The organism is Pseudomonas sp. RIT-PI-a (genome assembly GCF_001187875.1).
In the GTDB taxonomy this organism is placed as follows: Bacteria; Pseudomonadota; Gammaproteobacteria; order Pseudomonadales; family Pseudomonadaceae; genus Aquipseudomonas; species Aquipseudomonas coleopterorum.
Genome location: NZ_LGIR01000019.1, coordinates 113978 through 132013, shown reverse-complemented (window position 1 = coordinate 132013; position 18036 = coordinate 113978). Strand labels below are relative to the sequence as shown.

Genomic DNA, 18036 nt, shown 5'->3' with positions numbered 1-18036 from the left:
CGCATCCTACGGGGCGCTGCGCGCAGTCCGCCTGTCGCATCGCGCCCACCCTTCCTAAGGTAATCCACTGTGCATCGGCCATCGGTCGATGCACAGACCAATCCTGGACCTAAGGAAAGACCTCGATGACCCACGCCTCAAAACACTTACGCCACCTGACCCTACGCTCACTGCCGCTGGCCATCGCCGCTGCGCTGCTGGTGCCTTGCTCATACGCCGGCGCCGATGGCCTGACAGCATTCGATGGGGCCGCTGCGAAGCCAACCATCCACAGCGACCGTACCGTGCCGGTGATCGACATCGTCGCGCCCAACCAGGCGGGCCTCTCGCATAACGTCTACAGCGAATACAACGTGGGCACCGAGGGTGTGGTGCTCAACAACAGCGTGGTGGCCGGGCACAGTGAACTGGCCGGCGCGATGCACGCCAACCCGCAACTGGGTGGCACGGCCGCCAGCACCATCCTCAACGAGGTGGTCGGGCACAACCGCTCCAACATCAACGGCCCACAAGTGGTCTTCGGCGCGGCGGCAGACTATGTGCTGGCCAACCCGAACGGCATCACCCTCAACGGCGCGAGCCTGGCCAATGTGCCGCGTGCAACCTTTGTGGTCGGTTCGCCCACGCTGCAGGATGGACAACTGCACCAGCTCGACACGCAGGCCGCCAAGGGCGTTCTGCGCGTGGACAAGAACGGGGTGAACAACCTGGACGGCAGCCTTGCACTGATAGCGCCCAGCATCGCCAGCAACGGATCGATCCGTGCAGCCGGCGACGTTGACCTGTTGCTCGGCAGCAATGTCATCGATTACGCCAGCAATGAAGTCGTCAGCAGTACGCGCACGCCCAAGCGCATCGATGCCAACCTGCTTGGCGCCATGGACAGCGAGGGTCGCATCCGCGTCGTCAGCACCCACGAAGGTGCCGGTATCAAGATGCCGGGTGTCCAGATGAAGGCGGACAAAGGCATCAGCATCGCAGCCGCAGGCGATATCACCCTGCAGGGCCGCGCCAGCGGCGATGAACCGGCGCCACAGGCACGCCTCGACGCGGGCAGCGCAGAGCTGAGGGTGAACAGCACGCAACAGCTCAACCTGGCCGACGCGCAGCTGCGCAGCCAAGGCGAGCTGTCCCTGACCGCGCATGCCCTGCGCAGCCAGGGCGTGGATGCCGTCGCCGAAGGCGCCTTGCGCATCCGAGCCAGCACGGCGAGAAACAACGCGGACCAGGCGCAGGTCAGCCGCTATCAAGGCAGCGAGGTGGATGTATCGATCGACGGCAACATCAACGACGTCGGAACGTCCTATCTCAGCACCACCGGCATGACCCGCATCACCGCCCAGAACCACGACCTCAAGGCCGCTGCGGACAAATCCGCCGAAGGTACGAGCCAGGCCAAGGTAGGGGTCATTGCCGGTAGCGCTGGCGTGGACATCCAGCTCAAGGGCGATGGCCACTACGAAGGCACAGCGTTCAGCAGTACCCAGGGACCGATCACCGTGAACGCCGGAGGCGCACTGTCGCTGAACCAGGCCAGCAACCACAGACAGTCCGTTGACGATCAGCGTACCCGCAACGAGCGCCAAGCCGTCGTGGCACGCTTCGACACACCTGGCGCGGTCGCCCTTTCCGCTGGACGTGATGCCTTGCTGACAGGCGTGCAAATCGGTTCGCAGGAGCAGAAGGTCGACACGCTGAACATTTCCGCAGGCGGAACATTGCTCAATCTGGCAGCCATCGACAAAGTGACCGCCACCGGCCATCACGTATCCAACAGCGAGCAGGGTCTGCAGATGACCCAGACCGAGCAGGACAGCTATCGCCAAGTGCATTCGCAGTGGCGGGTTGCCAACGATGCCAACCTGAGCGCATCGGCGCGTCACAACCAGGCAATCACCCTGCAAGGCACCGAGCTCGATGCCGCCCGCATTCGACTCCAGGCTACCAATGGCGGCGTGCAACTTGAGGCTTCGACTCAGCGCACCCAGGCGGACGTGAAGACGTTCGGCATCGGCTCGTCCACCGGCGGCTCGCAACTGGCCATCACCCAGTACAAGGAAGACAGCAAGACCTATCGCAACGCCAAGCTGGTAGCCGATGCCGTCACTGTCGATACCCAGGGCCAACTGCGACTCAATGGTGCCGAAGTTCAGGCGCAGACGATCACGGGCAGCGTGGGCGGCAATCTGGTGGTCACCAGCCGCAGTGACGATGTGAAGGTGCTGAACGTGGAAGGACAAGCTCAACTGGGTGGCAAGCTAGCGCCCGACACATTGGCCAGCGAGGCTGCACTGCTTGCCGGCAAATGGAATGAACCGGCAACCGCAGCCTTGCACGCCTATGGTCTGGCAGGTACAGGCAGCCTGATAGAGCAAGGCCGTTTCGATTTCAAGCGTACTGACCGGCAGGGCATTGCCCAGGCGTCCGCTTTGTCGGCCAGCGACGGCGTGAGTCTGAAGGTGGCTGGGGTAGTCGATCAGGCGCAGGAAACTCAAGGCGTGAACGAGCTGCAGAGTCACAACCTGGTGAACGTGCGCGGGGGCAATCTCGACATGGCCAAACGAGTGTACGGCCAGATGCGTCTGCGCTAAAGAACAGTGGCGGCTTACAGCTCGTGAAGCCGCCACACTTCATAGGCCGGCGTTTCGTAAGGGTGGGCAAGCTTGAGTGCTTGCACCACCTGTGCGATGAGCGGATCGGCCACGACCAGCTCGACCTTCCACTCTTCGACCTTTTCCACGACGTCCGCTTGCCCGCAAAAGGGTTGGCTACCTGCAAGCGGCCGAAACTGGCCCTGCCCCATCACCTGCCAAGCGCAGCTGTCGTAGGCGCCGATGCGACCGCCACCGGCGGCGAATACAGCGCTTTTGACAAGCTCGACATGGCTGTCGGGAACGAAGAAGGCCAGTTTGAACACGCTTTAGTCGACCCAGACACGGGCGTTGCGGAACATGCGCATCCAGGCACCGTCCTCGTTCCACTCCTCAGGCTTCCAGGAGTTCTGCACCGCACGGAAGACCCGCTCCGGGTGCGGCATCATGATGGTCACGCGGCCGTCGCGGCTGGTCAACCCGGTGATCCCGCGCGGCGAGCCGTTCGGGTTGGCCGGGTATTGCTCGGTGACCTTGCCGTGGTTGTCGACGAAGCGCAGGGCCACACAGCCCGATACATCGGCCTGCAGCAAGGCGTCGGCCGAAGCGAATTCGGCGTGGCCTTCACCGTGGGCGATGGCGATCGGCATGCGCGAACCGGCCATGCCCTGCAGGAAGATCGAATTGGATTCCTGCACCTGGACCATCGCAACGCGCGCTTCGAACTGCTCGGAACGGTTGCGCACGAAGTGCGGCCAGAACTCGCTGCCCGGAATCAGTTCGTGCAGGTTGGACATCATCTGGCAACCGTTGCACACGCCAAGGGTGAAGCTGTCGCTGCGCTCGAAGTACTGCTGGAACGCATCACGGGCACGGGCATTGAACAGTGCCGACTTGGCCCAGCCCTCACCAGCACCCAGAACGTCACCGTAGGAGAAGCCGCCGCAGGCGACCAGGCCTTTGAACTCGTTGAGATCGACACGCCCAGCAAGAATATCGCTCATGTGCACGTCGATGGCATTGAAGCCGGCACGGTCAAAGGCTGCGGCCATCTCGACCTGGCCATTGACGCCCTGCTCGCGCAGCACGGCCACCTGTGGACGGACACCCTTCTTGATGTACGGCGCAGCGATGTCTTCGTTGACGTCGTAGCTGAGGTTGAAGCTCAGGCCTGGGTTGTCTTCTTCGAGCAGCGCATCGAATTCCTGATCGGCGCCGACGGCGTTGTCACGCAGTCGCTGGATCTGGTAGCTGGTCTCGGCCCATTGGCGTTGCAGCAGACGGCGCTCACCGCTGAACAATACGTCGTCGTGGTAGCGGATGTTCACCGCACCGTTGTTGATCGGCTGGCCGATCACCGCGACGCAGTCATTACCCAGGCCCGCAGCGCTGAACTGCGCCAGGATCATCGGCGTGGCGTCCTGACGGACCTGGATCACTGCACCCAGTTCTTCGTTGAACAGCACTGCGCCCACTTCCTCGCGGCTGTGCGCCACGGTGGCCAGTTGCAGGTTGAGCCCGCAATGACCGGCAAAGGCCATTTCCACCACGCTGGCCAACAGGCCGCCGTCGGAACGGTCATGGTAGGCCAGCAGATGGCCGTCGGCGTTCAGGCCCTGGATCACGGCGAAGAATGCCTTGAGGTCTTCGGCATCGTCGACGTCCGGTGCCCGGTTGGCCAACTTGCCATGCGCCTGAGCCAGGATCGAGGCGCCCATGCGGTTCTGACCACGACCCAGGTCGATGAGGATGAGGTCGGTTTCGCCCTTGTCCATGCGCAGTTGCGGGGTCAGGGTCTTGCGGATGTCGACCACCGGAGCGAAGCCGGTGATGATCAGCGACATCGGTGAGGTCACGCTCTTGTCGGTGCCCTCCTCGCTCCATTGGGTCTTCATGGACATGGAGTCCTTGCCGACCGGAATGGTGATACCCAGCGCCGGGCACAACTGCATGCCGACCGCTTGCACGGCGTCGTACAGACGCGCGTCTTCACCTGGATGGCCAGCCGCGGACATCCAGTTGGCCGACAGCTTGATGTCGGAGATTTTCGCGATGCTCGATGCGGCGATGTTGGTCAGGGTTTCGCCGACCGCCATGCGGGCCGAGGCCGGGGCGTCGAGCAATGCGAGCGGCGTGCGCTCGCCCATGGCCATGGCTTCGCCGCTGTAGACATCGAAACTGGTGGCGGTGACGGCGACGTCGGCCACCGGTACCTGCCACGGGCCGACCATCTGGTCGCGTGCCACCAGGCCGGTGATGGTGCGGTCGCCGATGGTGATCAGGAAACTCTTGCTGGCCACGGCCGGGTGATGCAGCACGCGTTCGATGGATTCGGCCAGGTCCAGCTGGGCCGGGTCGAAGTCGTCGCCCAGCGCCTGCTCGCGCACGGCACTGCGGTGCATGCGTGGCGCCTTGCCCAGCAGCACTTCGAGTGGCATGTCGACCGGGCTGTTGCCGAAGTGGCTGTCGGTGACGGTCAATTGCGGCTCTGCGGTGGCCTCGCCGACGACGGCGAACGGGCAGCGTTCACGCTCGCAGATGGCCTGGAAACGCTCGAAGTCGGCCGCATCGACGGCCAGCACGTAACGTTCCTGGGATTCGTTGCTCCAGATTTCCAGCGGGGCCATGCCCGGCTCGTCGTTGGGCACGTTGCGCAGTTCGAAGCGACCGCCGCGGCCACCGTCGTTCACCAGCTCGGGGAACGCGTTGGACAGACCGCCCGCGCCCACGTCGTGGATGAAGCTGATGGGGTTCTTGTCACCCAGCTGCCAGCAACGGTCGATGACTTCCTGGCAGCGACGCTCCATTTCCGGGTTTTCGCGCTGTACCGACGCGAAGTCCAGGTCGGCCGAGCTGGTGCCGGTGGCCATGGAGGAGGCGGCGCCGCCGCCCAGACCGATGAGCATGGCCGGGCCACCGAGCACGATCAGCTTGGAGCCGACAGTGATCTCGCCCTTCTGTACATGCTCTTCGCGAATGTTGCCCATGCCGCCGGCGAGCATGATCGGCTTGTGATAGCCGCGCACTTCTTCGCCGTGGGGGGTGTCGATGCTTTGCTCGAAGGTACGGAAGTAGCCAGTCAGGGCCGGGCGACCGAATTCGTTGTTGAACGCCGCGCCGCCCAGAGGACCGTCGATCATAATGTCCAGCGCGGTGACGATGCGCTCGGGCTTGCCGTAGGGTTTTTCCCACGGCTGCTCGAAGCCCGGAATGTTCAGGTTGGAGACGGTGAAACCAGTCAGGCCAGCCTTGGGCTTGGCACCACGGCCGGTCGCGCCTTCGTCGCGGATCTCGCCGCCAGACCCGGTGGAGGCACCTGGAAACGGCGCGATCGCCGTAGGGTGGTTGTGGGTTTCCACCTTCATCAGGATGTGCACCGGCTCCTGCACCGCACCGTACTGGCGGGTCTCGGGGTTCGGGAAGAAGCGCCCGGCCACGCTGCCGACGATGACCGAAGCGTTGTCCTTGTACGCCGAGAGCACGCCTTCGCTGTGCATCTGGTAGGTGTTCTTGATCATGCCGAACAGGCTTTTTTCCTGGCTCTGGCCGTCGATGTCCCAACTGGCGTTGAAGATCTTGTGGCGGCAGTGCTCGGAGTTGGCCTGGGCGAACATCATCAGTTCGATGTCGTGCGGATTGCGCGCCAGCCCCTGGAAGCTGCTGACCAGGTAATCGATTTCGTCTTCGGCCAGGGCCAGACCCAGTTCGACGTTGGCCTTTTCCAGCGCGGCACGACCGCCACCCAGGATGTCCACGGCGGTGAGCGGCTTGGGTTCGGCATGACGGAACAGGCCGGCGGCCTCTTCCAGACGGGACAGCACCACCTGAGTCATGCGGTCATGCAGTACGGCGCCGATCAGCTCGGCGTCAGCCTCGCTGAAATCACCAGACACATAAAAGGCAATGCCGCGCTCCAGACGTTGAACCTGGGTCAGGCCGCAGTTGTGGGCGATATCGCTGGCCTTGCTCGACCATGGCGAGATGGTGCCGAAACGCGGCAGCACCAGGAACAGCCGCCCGGTGGGCTCCTGAACCGGAACGCTGGGGCCGTATTTGAGCAGACGGGCAAGGACTTGCTGGTCGTCGCTGGCCAGCTCGCCTTCGACTTCGGCGAAGTGGGCGAATTCAGCATACAGGCCAGTAACAGCGGGGACCTTCTGGCTCAGTTGCTCGAGTAATTTACCGTGGCGAAAGGCAGAAAGGGCAGGAGCGCCGCGCAGGATCAACATCGTCGGGACAGCCTCGAAAGGGGGTGTGCTTGGAGGCCGTGCATTCTAGCCTAAACCGTTGCGCTAGGCACCCGACGGATGGAAAACACCGCGTTCGTTCGTCAGATCCCGCAGGACGGGCGGTCGAGGGGTGGCCACGCAGGTCTGGCAGCTCTAGCAGACTCCCCTACATACTGTCGAGATATGGCTGACGCGGCCGTTTGCGTATACTGCACCCATGCTCACCCAGACCGTCTTACGCTCGCGCTGCGCCAAATGGCTCTTCGCAACCGGACTTCTCCTGCTGCTCAGTGGCTGTGTTGATAAACCCAGCACGCTCGAGCGGGTCAAGGAGGACGGCGTGCTGCGCGTCATAACCCGCAACAGCCCGGCGACCTATTTCCAGGATCGCAACGGTGAAACCGGCTTCGAATACGAGCTGGTCAAGCGTTTCGCCGATGACCTGGGTGTCGAGCTCAAGATCGAAACCGCCGACAATCTCGACGATATCTTCGCCGGCCTGAGCCAGCCACAGGGCCCGGTGCTGGCAGCCGCTGGCCTGGTCACCAGCGAGGTGCGGGAGAAACAGGCGCGCTTCTCGCACCCTTACCTGGAAGTGACGCCGCAGGTCATCTATCGCAACGGCCAGAACCGACCCACCGATGCCGCCGAGCTGGTCGGCAAGAAGATCATGGTGCTCAAGGGCAGCAGCCACGCCGAGCAATTGGCCAAGCTGAAGCTGCAATATCCAGCCATTGAATACGAAGAGTCCGACGCGGTCGAGGTCGTGGATCTGCTGCGCATGGTCGACGAAGGGCAGATCGATCTGACCCTGGTCGACTCCAACGAAGTCGCCATGAACCAGGTGTATTTCCCCAATGTGCGGGTCGCCTTCGACCTGGGCGATGGCCGCGATCAGCGCTGGGCCGTGGCCAGCGGTGAGGACAACAGCCTGCTAGACGAGGTCAACCGCTTTATCGACAAGGTCAAGGGCAACGGCACCCTGCAGCGACTCAAGGATCGCTACTACGGCCATGTCGACGTCCTTGGCTACGTCGGTGCCTACACCTTCGCCCAGCACCTGCAACAACGTCTGCCCAAGTTCGAGAAAACCTTCCAGTCCTCCGCCAAGCAGGAAAAGGTCGACTGGCGACTGCTGGCAGCCATCGGCTATCAGGAGTCCATGTGGCAGGCCAGCGTGACCTCCAAGACCGGCGTGCGCGGCTTGATGATGCTGACCCAGAACACTGCCCAGGCCATGGGCGTGAGCAACCGCCTGGACCCCAAGCAAAGCATCAACGGCGGTGCCAAGTACTTTGCCTACGTCAAGGACCAGCTCGACGCCAGCATCGAGGAGCCCGACCGGACCTGGTTCGCGCTGGCGGCCTACAACATTGGCGGTGGTCATTTGGACGACGCGCGCAAGCTGGCCGAAGGCGAAGGGTTGAACCCGAACAAATGGCTGGACGTAAAGAAGATGCTGCCGCGCCTGGCGCAGAAGAAGTGGTACAGCAAGACTCGCTACGGCTACGCCCGCGGTGGTGAGCCGGTGCACTTCGTCGCCAACATCCGCCGCTATTACGACATTCTCACCTGGGTAACCCAGCCGCAGCTCGAAGGCAGCCAGGTTGCCGATGGCAACCTGCATGTGCCGGGTGTCGACCAGTCAAAGCCCGCACAGCAGACCCCACCCCTCTAAAAGCACGCGGTGATCTTGTGGGAGCGGGCTCTGCCCGCGAAAAGGCCCTCGACACCTTCCTTCAATCTCAACCCTTCGCCCGCCGCGCCCTGAAAAACTCGCTCAAGATAGCCCCGCATTCTTCAGCCAACACCCCCCCCTCCACCACCAGCCGGTGGTTCAGAAAGCCCTGATTGAAGAACTGCCCTTGGCTCTGCACGACACCGGCCTTGGGTTCGAGCGCACCGAACACCACCCGCGCAATGCGCGAATGCACGATAAGCCCCGCACACATGCTGCAAGGCTCCAGGGTGACGTATAGGGTGCTGCCCGGCAGCCGATAGTTCTGCACCGCTTGCGCCGCGTTGCGGATCGCGACCATCTCGGCGTGGGCGCTGGGGTCATGGCCACTGATCGGGCAATTGAATCCGCGCCCGACGATTTCGCCCTGCTGCACCAGCACCGCGCCCACCGGCACCTCGCCCAGCGCCGCGCCCTGGGCTGCCAAGGCCAGGGCCTCGGCCATGAAGAACTGATCGCGGCTGCGATCGATGATCTGTGCGTACTTCAACGTTCAGGCAACCTCTATTGCGGCCATGAGTCCGGTTTCCATGTGGTCGATCACATGGCAGTGGAACATCCAGATACCCGGATTATCCGCTACCAGGGCCACTTGGGCACGTTCGTTCTTGCCCAGGAGGAACGTGTCAGTGAAGTACGGAATGATCTTGCGCCGATTGGACGCGATCACCTTGAAGCTCATGCCATGCAAGTGAATGGGGTGCTGATACTGCGTCATGTTCTTCAGCTCCAGCACGTAGCTCTTGCCCAACTGCATCTTGGCAATGGGGCGATCAGCGCAGGTCTTGTCTGTGATGTCCCAGGCGATGCCGTTGATCTGCCACAGGCTGGGCGGCTTGCCTTCGGTGGTGTCGGACACCTCGCCTACCCATTCGAAGTTGAAATTGAGCTTTTCGGCGTTGGCCAAGTCCGGCTCGGCGATGGGGTTGGCGGGCAAGGAAGGTGGCCAGTCGCTGGCCGCTGCCTCGGCCGGCACCGAGCGCAGCGTGCCCAGACGCACCGAGCCATCGCGGATGGCGATCTCTTCACCGGCAGGCGGCATCTTGACCGCAAGGCAGACGCGCATGCCGGGGCCCATCCAGTAATCCTTGCCGAACGCACGGGGCTCGATCGGGTTGCCGTCCAGCGCATACAGGCGCATCTCGGCGTCGCCACGGAAATTCAGGCGGTAGGTGGCGGTGTTGTCCAGGTTCAGAATGCGCACCCGGACGATCTGCCCGGCCGGCAGATCGATGGTTGCCCGATGCACACCGTTGATCGTCGAGAGTCGCCCCAGAGTGCCGTTTCGCGCCGCTTCACGGGGAATGCTGAACGGCAGGAACGCGCCCTCCTCGTCCACGTGCCAGTTCTTCAGATCGAGTACCGCCTCGTGAGCGAAACCGGTCGGCTCGCGCTCCTCGACGATCAACGGGCCGACCAGGCCGCGGCCCAGTTCCTCGCTGCTGGCGACATGGGGGTGATACCAGTAGCTGCCGGCGTCGGGTACGCGGAAGCGGTAATCGAAGTATTCACCGGGCTTTACCGGCAGCTGCGACACGTAGGGCACGCCGTCCATGTCCAGCGGCAGGCGGATGCCGTGCCAGTGAATGGTGGTCTCTACCGGCAACTGGTTGATGAAGCGAACCCGCAACCATTCGCCCTGGCGCACGCGCAGTTCCTGGCCAGGTGCCGAACCGCCGAAGGCCCAGGCGGGGGTCTGATGGCCTGCCACCAGCTCGACGTCGAGCGGCGCAGCGATCAGTTGATAGTCGACACCGGCCTGGTCGACGGGCGTTCCCAGCCAGTAGCGGGCAGCACCACCGGCACCCACACCGACCGCCACCACACCTGCCAGGCCACCGAGAAATCGTCGACGTGTGAAAGACATGGGGACGGCACCTGCTCAATGAACGCGAAAGGCCGACACGATACACCTGCAATTGAGAAAGATTAAGACTTGAACTGCCGCGCGGTGGGGTTCCTGCGACCCAGAACGCGGCTTGCACCGCCACGGTAACGCTCGCGATCTCTGTGGCAGCAGCGCGAGCCGCGTCCGGCCTTACCGCGCAGTGCCAGACAAACCGCATGCGCCGCCGACGCGGCTTGCACCGCTGCTACAGAGCCGGACGAACCGCATGCGTGCTGACGCATCAGGGTCTGATCACGCCTAGTGGTGCCAGCGACGGATCCAGGTAGGTGAAGGGGGCTTCGCGTACGGTCAATGCCAAGCGCCAATCGGCTTTGACCACACCATCGGGGTGGCCCATGGATGGCAGATAATATTCGCCAGGATCCAAAGTGATGTTGGTCTGTTGACCTGCGCCAGCATCGACGATGCGCAGCGCCGTCACATCGTGTAACTGCGCAAGACCAGGAATGCCTTTGTAGGTGGATGCATGGGTATCGCCAACCAACGCGATCCACTTGCCACTGCCTGGCAGCACACCACGCGCCGCGATCACGCGGCTGGCGTGGTAGCTGAACACCCTATGCCGCAGAGTCCCACCCACGTTGTAGAGATCCTCCATGCCGTCGAGTCGATAGCTGGCCGCGCAATCCAGCGCCCGCACCTGAATGCCTTCGCGGCGTGCGGCCTGTACCAGTGTGGTGTAATTGTATCGACGCGTGGGGTCGGTGCGATGGCCCAGGTCCTGGTCGCGCAGGTAGTCCTGCAATTGGCTGGGCAGACGCCCGTCGCTGGCGACTTGATCGAGCTCGGCCTGATGCAGATCGGTCATCAGGTGCTCCATGTACAGGGTGTCGACGCCATCGCGAGCCAGGGCCGGCATATGCTCGATCAGAAATTGCTTGCTGGCGATGGACTGATGGGACTCGCCAATGACCAGCCCCCGAGATTCATCCAGCAAACGGCGCACCGCTACATAGGGAGGCAGCGAAGGATCAGGCGCACGTAACGGCGATCTACCTGGCGAGCGCCATTGGGCAATGAATGCATTGGCATCTTCGATCAGTTGCACACGCAATTTGTTGAGGCTGTCGAGCACCGGATTCAGCGGTGTATAGGGGTCGAAATAATCACCTGACAGCATTTTTCGAAACTGGTCGCTCAACAGCTCGCGCGTCGCGGCACGTGCCACGAGTGGCACCTCATAGCGACTGGCCAAGCGTTCGAACTGCACGTAACTCACCGGTGGAGGCTCAAGCTCTACCTCACCCGAAATACTCATGCAGCCACCGCCCCCACGCAGGCAACCGCCAGGTACCAGTTCCCATTGCAATTGGCTGTTGAAGCGCACCGGATAATTGCCGGTGAACGCAAAGGGCCGCTGCGGATCGACGATCATCCAGTAACCCAGGTGGGAGTCATAGCGCACCCGATACAGATCGCCACGTAAGCGGATCATCTGCTCGCCCTCGACCGTCAGCAACCCTTCCGTGCTCGGCAGCAGAGGCGTCAGCGCGGACACCTGCGGATGCGCTTGCAGAGACTGCAACTCGGCGGTCTGTGGTGCCCGCTGAGGAATCAGCAGCGTCATGTTCAACAGCAGTTCTATGCCACTGACTATCGACGCATACAGCGCTGCGCGACGGTCCGTGGCCTCCGACGCATTCACCGCGCGCTCGACATTGAGTGCGAATTTCCCGGCGCTGGCCACCACTACGATCAACGCGATGGGCCAACTGACCATGGCCGCTGCGCCGAACAGGTGCACCCCGGCGCCCAGATAACCGATCCACAACTGCTTGCGCAGCTCGCTGTTGCTATGCAGTTGCAGGTTGGCCTCGGCCAGCATCTGCTCGCGGGCCTGCACGTGCAGCCAGTGCGCTGCATCCGTAGAGACGGCCGGCCACGTCACCTTTGCCGCGAACAACGACAGTGGCTTCTGCGCCAGCAGCGCGAAGCTTCGAGCCCGTGCCACTGCCGCTGCAGCCTCGATCAGCCTGCCGTGATCGAGCAAACGCTCCCGGCTCGTCTGTGCCTGGACCTGTTGGTACAACCACGCCTGAATCGCTTTCGTATCGGCGAAGACCTGGAAGGCCACGTCGCGGCCCGCCAGGTAGAGCAAACGCTCGCCCGCCACAGTGTTGAAGCACAGGACGCTGGGGAAGACATGACCGGCGATCTGCAGCGCACAGACCGTGACACCCTGGGTGGCCGGATGAGTGCCGGTCAACCCGGCCAGGGTCGGAGCCATGGCGTACTCGCACCCCAAACCATCGAACACCGACTGCACCTGTCGGCGCGTTATGTGACCGGCCTGGCAAGCATCTACCGCAGCGCGCAGGCAGTTGATCCGAATCAGCGTCTGCACCCCTTCCTCATTGTCGGCCCAGAACGTCGCCAAGGCCTGGTGATAGACCGCCGCAAAGTCGATGTGCCATAACGCGGTCAATACCTTGTCCGGCTGCAGCCGTACCTCGTTGCGCTCGTCGAACCACAGCGTCTTCGCATCACCTGTGTAGAACCCGCCCATGACATGCAGCAAGTCAGCATTATCCTGATCGCTCGCGCGAAACCGTCGCATCACCAGCTCCGTAAACGTCATCGATTCGCTCGGTGGCCCCATGTGTGCGTACCCGCTGAACGAACGATGGCTGGATTGGGCGTTGTCGAAACGATGCCAGTAGAAGGCGTCGGGGTGAGCGTCGATGCCCATGGAAGTGAGCAGTTGGGTAGCCGCGTCTACGGCCATTTGGTGCAGGTTGGGCAAGCGGTGGGTGATTTGCCCCGCGAGGCCTGCGAGAACCTCGCCTAATTGCGTATTGGAAGGTGCATCAGTCATATCAAAGAGATCGATTTCTGAACGGGCTGCGAGTATGGCCACTGCCCCGGACCCGACCGGCCTACATATTTGGCCCCATCGTCCAGGCGCCCGACGACGCCGCCAACACTCTCGCTGACGCCAGCATCAAGGTAGACTTCGGCAAACCTTCTGCTCGCAGGATTCAAGGCCATGATCGACTTCAACAACAAAGGCTTCTTCAAACTCAAGCAGAATGCAGAATACGGCGAACGCGTCACCGCGCTGCTGCTGGAAGACGAGCACGTGGTCGACGCCTACAAGTCGATGCGTGACGGCGTGGTGTTCACCAACAAGCGCATCATTGCCGTGAACGTGCAGGGCCTGACCGGCAGCAAGAAGGATTTCACCTCCCTGCCCTACAAGAACATCGTGGCGTACTCGATCGAGACCTCGGGCACGTTCGATCTGGATTCGGAGCTGGAGGTGTATTTCTCGGCGCTGGGGAAGGTGCGGTTCGAGTTCTCGGGGAAGACGTCGATGGTGGAGATTTCGCGGTTGATTGGGGGGTATGTGTTGAAGTGAAACAAAAAAGCCCGCAATTACGCGGGCTTCAGGGCATTTCCTGCTAGTAGGTGCCGGGCAATGCCGGACGCGGGATCACTCCCACTCAATCGTAGCCGGCGGCTTGCTCGAAACGTCGTAGGTCACCCGCGAGATGCCTTCGATCTCGTTGATGATGCGGCCGCTCACCGTTTCCAGCAGTTCGTAAGGCAGGTGGGCCCAACGCGCGGTCATGAAGTCGATGGTTTCCACGGCGCGCAGGGCGACGACCCAGGCGTAGCGGCGACCGTCGCCGACGACGCCAACCGATTTGACCGGCTGGAACACGACGAATGCCTGGCTGACCTTGTGGTACCAGTCGGCCTTGCGCAGTTCTTCGATGAAGATGTGGTCGGCGCGACGCAGCAGGTCGGCGTATTCCTTCTTCACTTCACCCAGGATGCGCACGCCCAGGCCCGGGCCGGGGAATGGGTGGCGGTAGACCATGTCGTACGGCAGGCCCAGCTCCAGGCCCAGACGGCGGACTTCGTCCTTGAACAGCTCACGCAGTGGCTCGACCAGCTTGAGGTTCATTTCCTCGGGCAGGCCGCCGACGTTGTGGTGCGACTTGATCACGTGGGCCTTGCCGCTCTTGGCACCGGCCGACTCGATCACGTCGGGGTAGATGGTGCCCTGGGCCAGGTACTTGATGTTGTCCAGCTTGCAGGATTCGGCGTCGAACACGTCGATGAAGGTGCGACCGATGATCTTGCGCTTCTTCTCCGGGTCGGCTTCGCCGGCCAGGTTGTCGAGGAACTGCGCTTCGGCGTTGGCGCGGATGACCTTGACGCCCATGTTCTCGGCGAACATGGCCATGACCTGCTCGCCTTCGTGCAGGCGCAGCAGGCCGTTGTCGACGAAGACGCAGGTCAGCTGATCACCGATGGCCTTGTGCAGCAGGGCCGCGACCACCGAGGAATCGACACCGCCGGACAAGCCCAGCAGGACGTTGTCGGTACCGACCTGGGCACGGACCTGGGCGATGGCGTCTTCGGCGATCTTCGACGGGGTCCACAGCGCTTCGCAACCGCAGATGTCGATGATGAAGCGCGACAGGATGCGTTCGCCCTGCTTGGTGTGGGTCACCTCGGGGTGGAACTGCACGCCGTAGTAGTTGCGGTCGTCGTCGAACATGCCGGCGATCGGGCAGCTCGGGGTGCTGGCCAGCACGTTGAAACCCTGGGGGATCTCGGTGACCTTGTCGCCGTGGCTCATCCACACGTCCAGGCCGAACACGCCATCGGCGTCGATGTGGTCTTCGATGCCTTCGAGGATGCGGCTCTTGCCGACCACGTCGACGCGGGCGTAGCCGAATTCACGCATATCGGAGCCGGCCACCTTGCCGCCTAGCTGCTCTGCCATGGTCTGCATGCCGTAGCAGATGCCGAAGACCGGCACGCCCAGGTCGAACACGGCCTGTGGGCAGCGCGGGCTGTTGGCTTCGTGGACCGACTCGGGGCCACCGGCGAGGATGACGCCGCGCGGGGCGAATTGGCGAATCGCTTCATCGTCCATGTCGAACGGGTGCAGCTCGCAGTACACGCCGATTTCGCGCACGCGGCGGGCGATCAGCTGGGTGTACTGGGAACCGAAATCGAGGATCAGGATACGGTGGGCGTGAATGTCGAGGGCCATGACTCATTCTCGTCAGATGTATTCGGAAACAACACGGGGCTGTAGTGAACAGCCCCGCTAGATTGAATGTCCGCTCGCCGCCCGGTACCAGGCGGCAGACGGGCTACCGGGGTCAGCCCACGCGGTAGTTGGGCGCTTCCTTGGTGATCTGCACGTCGTGGACGTGGGATTCAGCCATGCCGGCGCCGGTGATGCGGACGAACTCGGGCTTGGTGCGCATTTCCTGGATGTCGGCGCTGCCGGTGTAACCCATGGAAGAACGCAGGCCACCCATCAACTGATGGATGATCGCCGACAGGCCGCCCTTGTAGGCGACACGGCCTTCGATGCCCTCGGGCACGAGCTTCTCGGCACCGGCCGAGGAGTCCTGGAAGTAACGGTCCGAGGAGCCCTGGGCCTGGGACATGGCGCCCAGCGAGCCCATGCCGCGGTAGGCCTTGTAGGAACGCCCCTGGAACAGTTCGATCTCGCCCGGTGCTTCTTCGGTACCGGCGAACATCGAGCCCATCATCACGCAGTAGGCACCGGCGACGATGGCCTTGGACAGGTCACCGGAGAAGCGGATGCCACCGTCGGCGATCAACGGCACGCCGGTGCCTTCGAGGGCAGCGGCGACGTTGGCGATGGCGCTGATCTGCGGCACGCCGACACCGGCGACGATACGGGTGGTGCAGATGGAGCCTGGGCCGATGCCGACCTTGACCGCATCGGCGCCCGCTTCGGCCAGGGCCTTGGCAGCCTCGCCGGTGGCGATGTTGCCACCGATGACCTGGACGTCGGGGAAGTTCTGCTTGACCCAGCGCACGCGGTCGATCACGCCTTTGGAGTGACCGTGGGCGGTGTCGACCACGACCACGTCGACGCCGGCTGCAACCAGGGCGCTGACGCGCTCGCCGGTGTCCTTGCCGGTACCGACGGCTGCGCCGACGCGCAGACGACCTTGGTCATCCTTGCTCGCCAGCGGGTAGGCCTTGGCTTTCTCGATGTCCTTGACGGTCATCATGCCCTTGAGGTGGAACTCGCCGTCGACGATCAGCACTTTCTCGATGCGGTGCTTGTGCAGCAGGTCGCGGACCAGCTCCTTGTCGGCCCCTTCGCGGACGGTGACCAGGCGCTCTTTGGGCGTCATCACTTCGCGGACGGGGATTTCCAGGCGGTTTTCGAAGCGCACGTCACGCGAGGTGACGATGCCGACCAGGTTGCCGTCATGCAGCACCGGGACGCCGGAGATGTTGTGCAGGGAGGTCAGTTCGAACAGATCGCGAACGGTGGCATCAGCCTCGATGGTGATCGGGTCCTTGACCACGCCGGCCTCGAACTTCTTGACCTTGCGCACTTCGGCAGCCTGCTGCTCGATGGTCATGTTCTTGTGGATGATCCCGATGCCGCCTTCCTGAGCCATGGCAATGGCGAGGCGGGCTTCGGTCACGGTGTCCATCGCCGCGGAAATCAGCGGGATGTTCAACTCGATGCCGCGGGTCAAACGGGTCTTGAGGCTGACTTCATTGGGCAGTACTTCGGAATAACCGGGCACTAGGAGAATGTCGTCGAAGGTCAGGGCTTCTTGGCTGATACGCAGCATGCGGGGGCTCCCGAGCGGGAAAATGGAAGCGCGCCATTATACCCACACATGCCCCCACAAGAAAGGCAAAGATGGCCTGGCGATCAATTGTCCTGGAACTTCACCAGCACCTGCGCGATCGGCTGGTCGAGCCAGTCGGCGAATTCGGCGATGAACGTCGGCTTGAACGAGGTCTGGCCCCAGTTATTGAAGATGAACCCCAGGTTGGAGAACGCGCAGGGTTGCAGGAACAGGAAGCCGTTGATGTCGTCTTCATGGCCGCACAGGGGGCAGGTGAAGTTGTCGGTGAGGCCGGGCATCCATTCTTCCAGGCTATCGAACAGGGCCTCGCCGACTTCCTGGCGGCATTCCGGGCAGCCGGCCTCGTGCAGGAAGCCATCGATGGGGGTGAAGATGCAGCGGTCGGTGATTACTTCCAGGCCATTGACGAGCTGCCCATAGGGCAGCAGGTCCGGCTGTTCGACGACGTTTCTCGCACCCGGTCCGATGGCGTAGGCCATGCGATTGCCGTTGCGACCGCAGGTGCTCAGTTGTTCCTCGACGATCTCCTTGCGTACCAGCCAGCGCAGGATCGCCCGCGCACGGGGCTCGTGCACCGGCAAGGTGGAGAGGCGCGGAACGAGAATGTTCTGAGTGTTCATGCAAGGGCCCGACGGTACGCAAAACCGGCAGGATAGCCCCCTGCGGGCGCAGGTCAAGGATTGAAATAGCGGTACAGCAGCGCCAGGCCGCTGGCCAGCACCAGCCAGGTCACCAGCCGCACGAAGGCCTCGCGGGACATGCGCAGGGTCAGACGACGCCCGATCCACAGGCCTGCCGCCAGGGCCGTGCCGAAGCCGGCGATGCCGAAGACGATGTAGGCGGCAGCGATGGCCAGGAGCATGATGCTCCAATCGACGAGTGCGTAGTCCATGCGCGGGTTTCCTTTTTTCCGGGCACTGTGGGGGAGCGGGATTGATGGCGTCAATACGGTGGG

General features: G+C 62.9%; 11 protein-coding genes and 1 pseudogene. 3 read left to right on the top strand and 9 right to left on the bottom strand.

Features of this window, described 5'->3' with window-relative positions; all coding sequences use genetic code 11:
- Positions 1–125 precede the first annotated feature (125 nt).
- Positions 126–2591: a two-partner secretion domain-containing protein gene (locus AC788_RS14335; protein WP_049861262.1), complete on the top strand. Its 2466-nt coding sequence runs from the start codon at positions 126–128 to the stop codon at positions 2589–2591.
- A gap of 14 nt (positions 2592–2605) precedes the next feature.
- On the opposite strand, the gene AC788_RS14330 is transcribed toward AC788_RS14335, so the two are convergent.
- Together AC788_RS14330 and purL are read right to left on the bottom strand one after the other, a co-directional pair.
- Positions 2606–2917 carry a Nif3-like dinuclear metal center hexameric protein gene (locus AC788_RS14330; RefSeq protein WP_049861261.1) on the bottom strand — a complete coding sequence of 104 codons (312 nt, stop codon included), beginning with the start codon at positions 2915–2917 and terminating at the stop codon, positions 2606–2608.
- Between the two features lie 3 nt (positions 2918–2920).
- Positions 2921–6820, bottom strand: a complete 3900-nt coding sequence (gene purL, locus AC788_RS14325; protein WP_049861260.1) for a phosphoribosylformylglycinamidine synthase — start codon at positions 6818–6820, stop codon at positions 2921–2923.
- A 217-nt stretch (positions 6821–7037) separates the two neighbouring features.
- Here purL and mltF point away from each other — a divergent pair, with 217 nt between their 5' ends.
- Entirely contained in the window at positions 7038–8498 is a 1461-nt protein-coding gene (mltF, locus tag AC788_RS14320; RefSeq protein ID WP_049861259.1) for a membrane-bound lytic murein transglycosylase MltF, read from the top strand.
- 67 nt (positions 8499–8565) lie between these two features.
- Here mltF and tadA read toward each other — a convergent pair whose 3' ends face one another.
- The 3 genes from tadA to AC788_RS14305 form a co-directional block, all read right to left on the bottom strand.
- Entirely contained in the window at positions 8566–9048 is a 483-nt protein-coding gene (gene tadA / locus AC788_RS14315; RefSeq protein ID WP_269082580.1) for a tRNA adenosine(34) deaminase TadA, read from the bottom strand.
- A 3-nt stretch (positions 9049–9051) separates the two neighbouring features.
- On the bottom strand, positions 9052–10425 hold the full coding sequence (locus tag AC788_RS14310; RefSeq protein WP_049861258.1) for a multicopper oxidase family protein: 1374 nt from the start codon (positions 10423–10425) through the stop codon (positions 9052–9054).
- 262 nt (positions 10426–10687) lie between these two features.
- The gene (locus tag AC788_RS14305) at positions 10688–13282 is read right to left on the bottom strand and encodes a membrane-targeted effector domain-containing toxin (RefSeq protein ID WP_049861257.1); all 2595 of its coding nucleotides are present in this window, start codon (positions 13280–13282) and stop codon (positions 10688–10690) included.
- 171 nt (positions 13283–13453) lie between these two features.
- Here AC788_RS14305 and AC788_RS14300 point away from each other — a divergent pair, with 171 nt between their 5' ends.
- Complete coding sequence (locus AC788_RS14300; RefSeq protein ID WP_049861256.1) at positions 13454–13825, top strand: PH domain-containing protein; 372 nt, start codon at positions 13454–13456, stop codon at positions 13823–13825.
- 75 nt (positions 13826–13900) lie between these two features.
- Here AC788_RS14300 and guaA read toward each other — a convergent pair whose 3' ends face one another.
- The 4 genes and pseudogenes from guaA to AC788_RS21645 form a co-directional block, all read right to left on the bottom strand.
- On the bottom strand, positions 13901–15478 hold the full coding sequence (gene guaA, locus AC788_RS14295; RefSeq protein WP_049861255.1) for a glutamine-hydrolyzing GMP synthase: 1578 nt from the start codon (positions 15476–15478) through the stop codon (positions 13901–13903).
- Positions 15479–15590: 112 nt separating this feature from the next.
- Entirely contained in the window at positions 15591–17060 is a 1470-nt protein-coding gene (guaB, locus tag AC788_RS14290) for an IMP dehydrogenase (RefSeq protein ID WP_049861254.1), read from the bottom strand.
- Positions 17061–17143: 83 nt separating this feature from the next.
- Entirely contained in the window at positions 17144–17701 is a 558-nt protein-coding gene (locus tag AC788_RS14285; RefSeq protein WP_049861253.1) for a hypothetical protein, read from the bottom strand.
- Between the two features lie 53 nt (positions 17702–17754).
- Positions 17755–17883 (bottom strand): annotated as a pseudogene (locus tag AC788_RS21645) (sulfite exporter TauE/SafE family protein); the annotation flags it as partial.
- Positions 17884–18036: the final 153 nt, after the last annotated feature.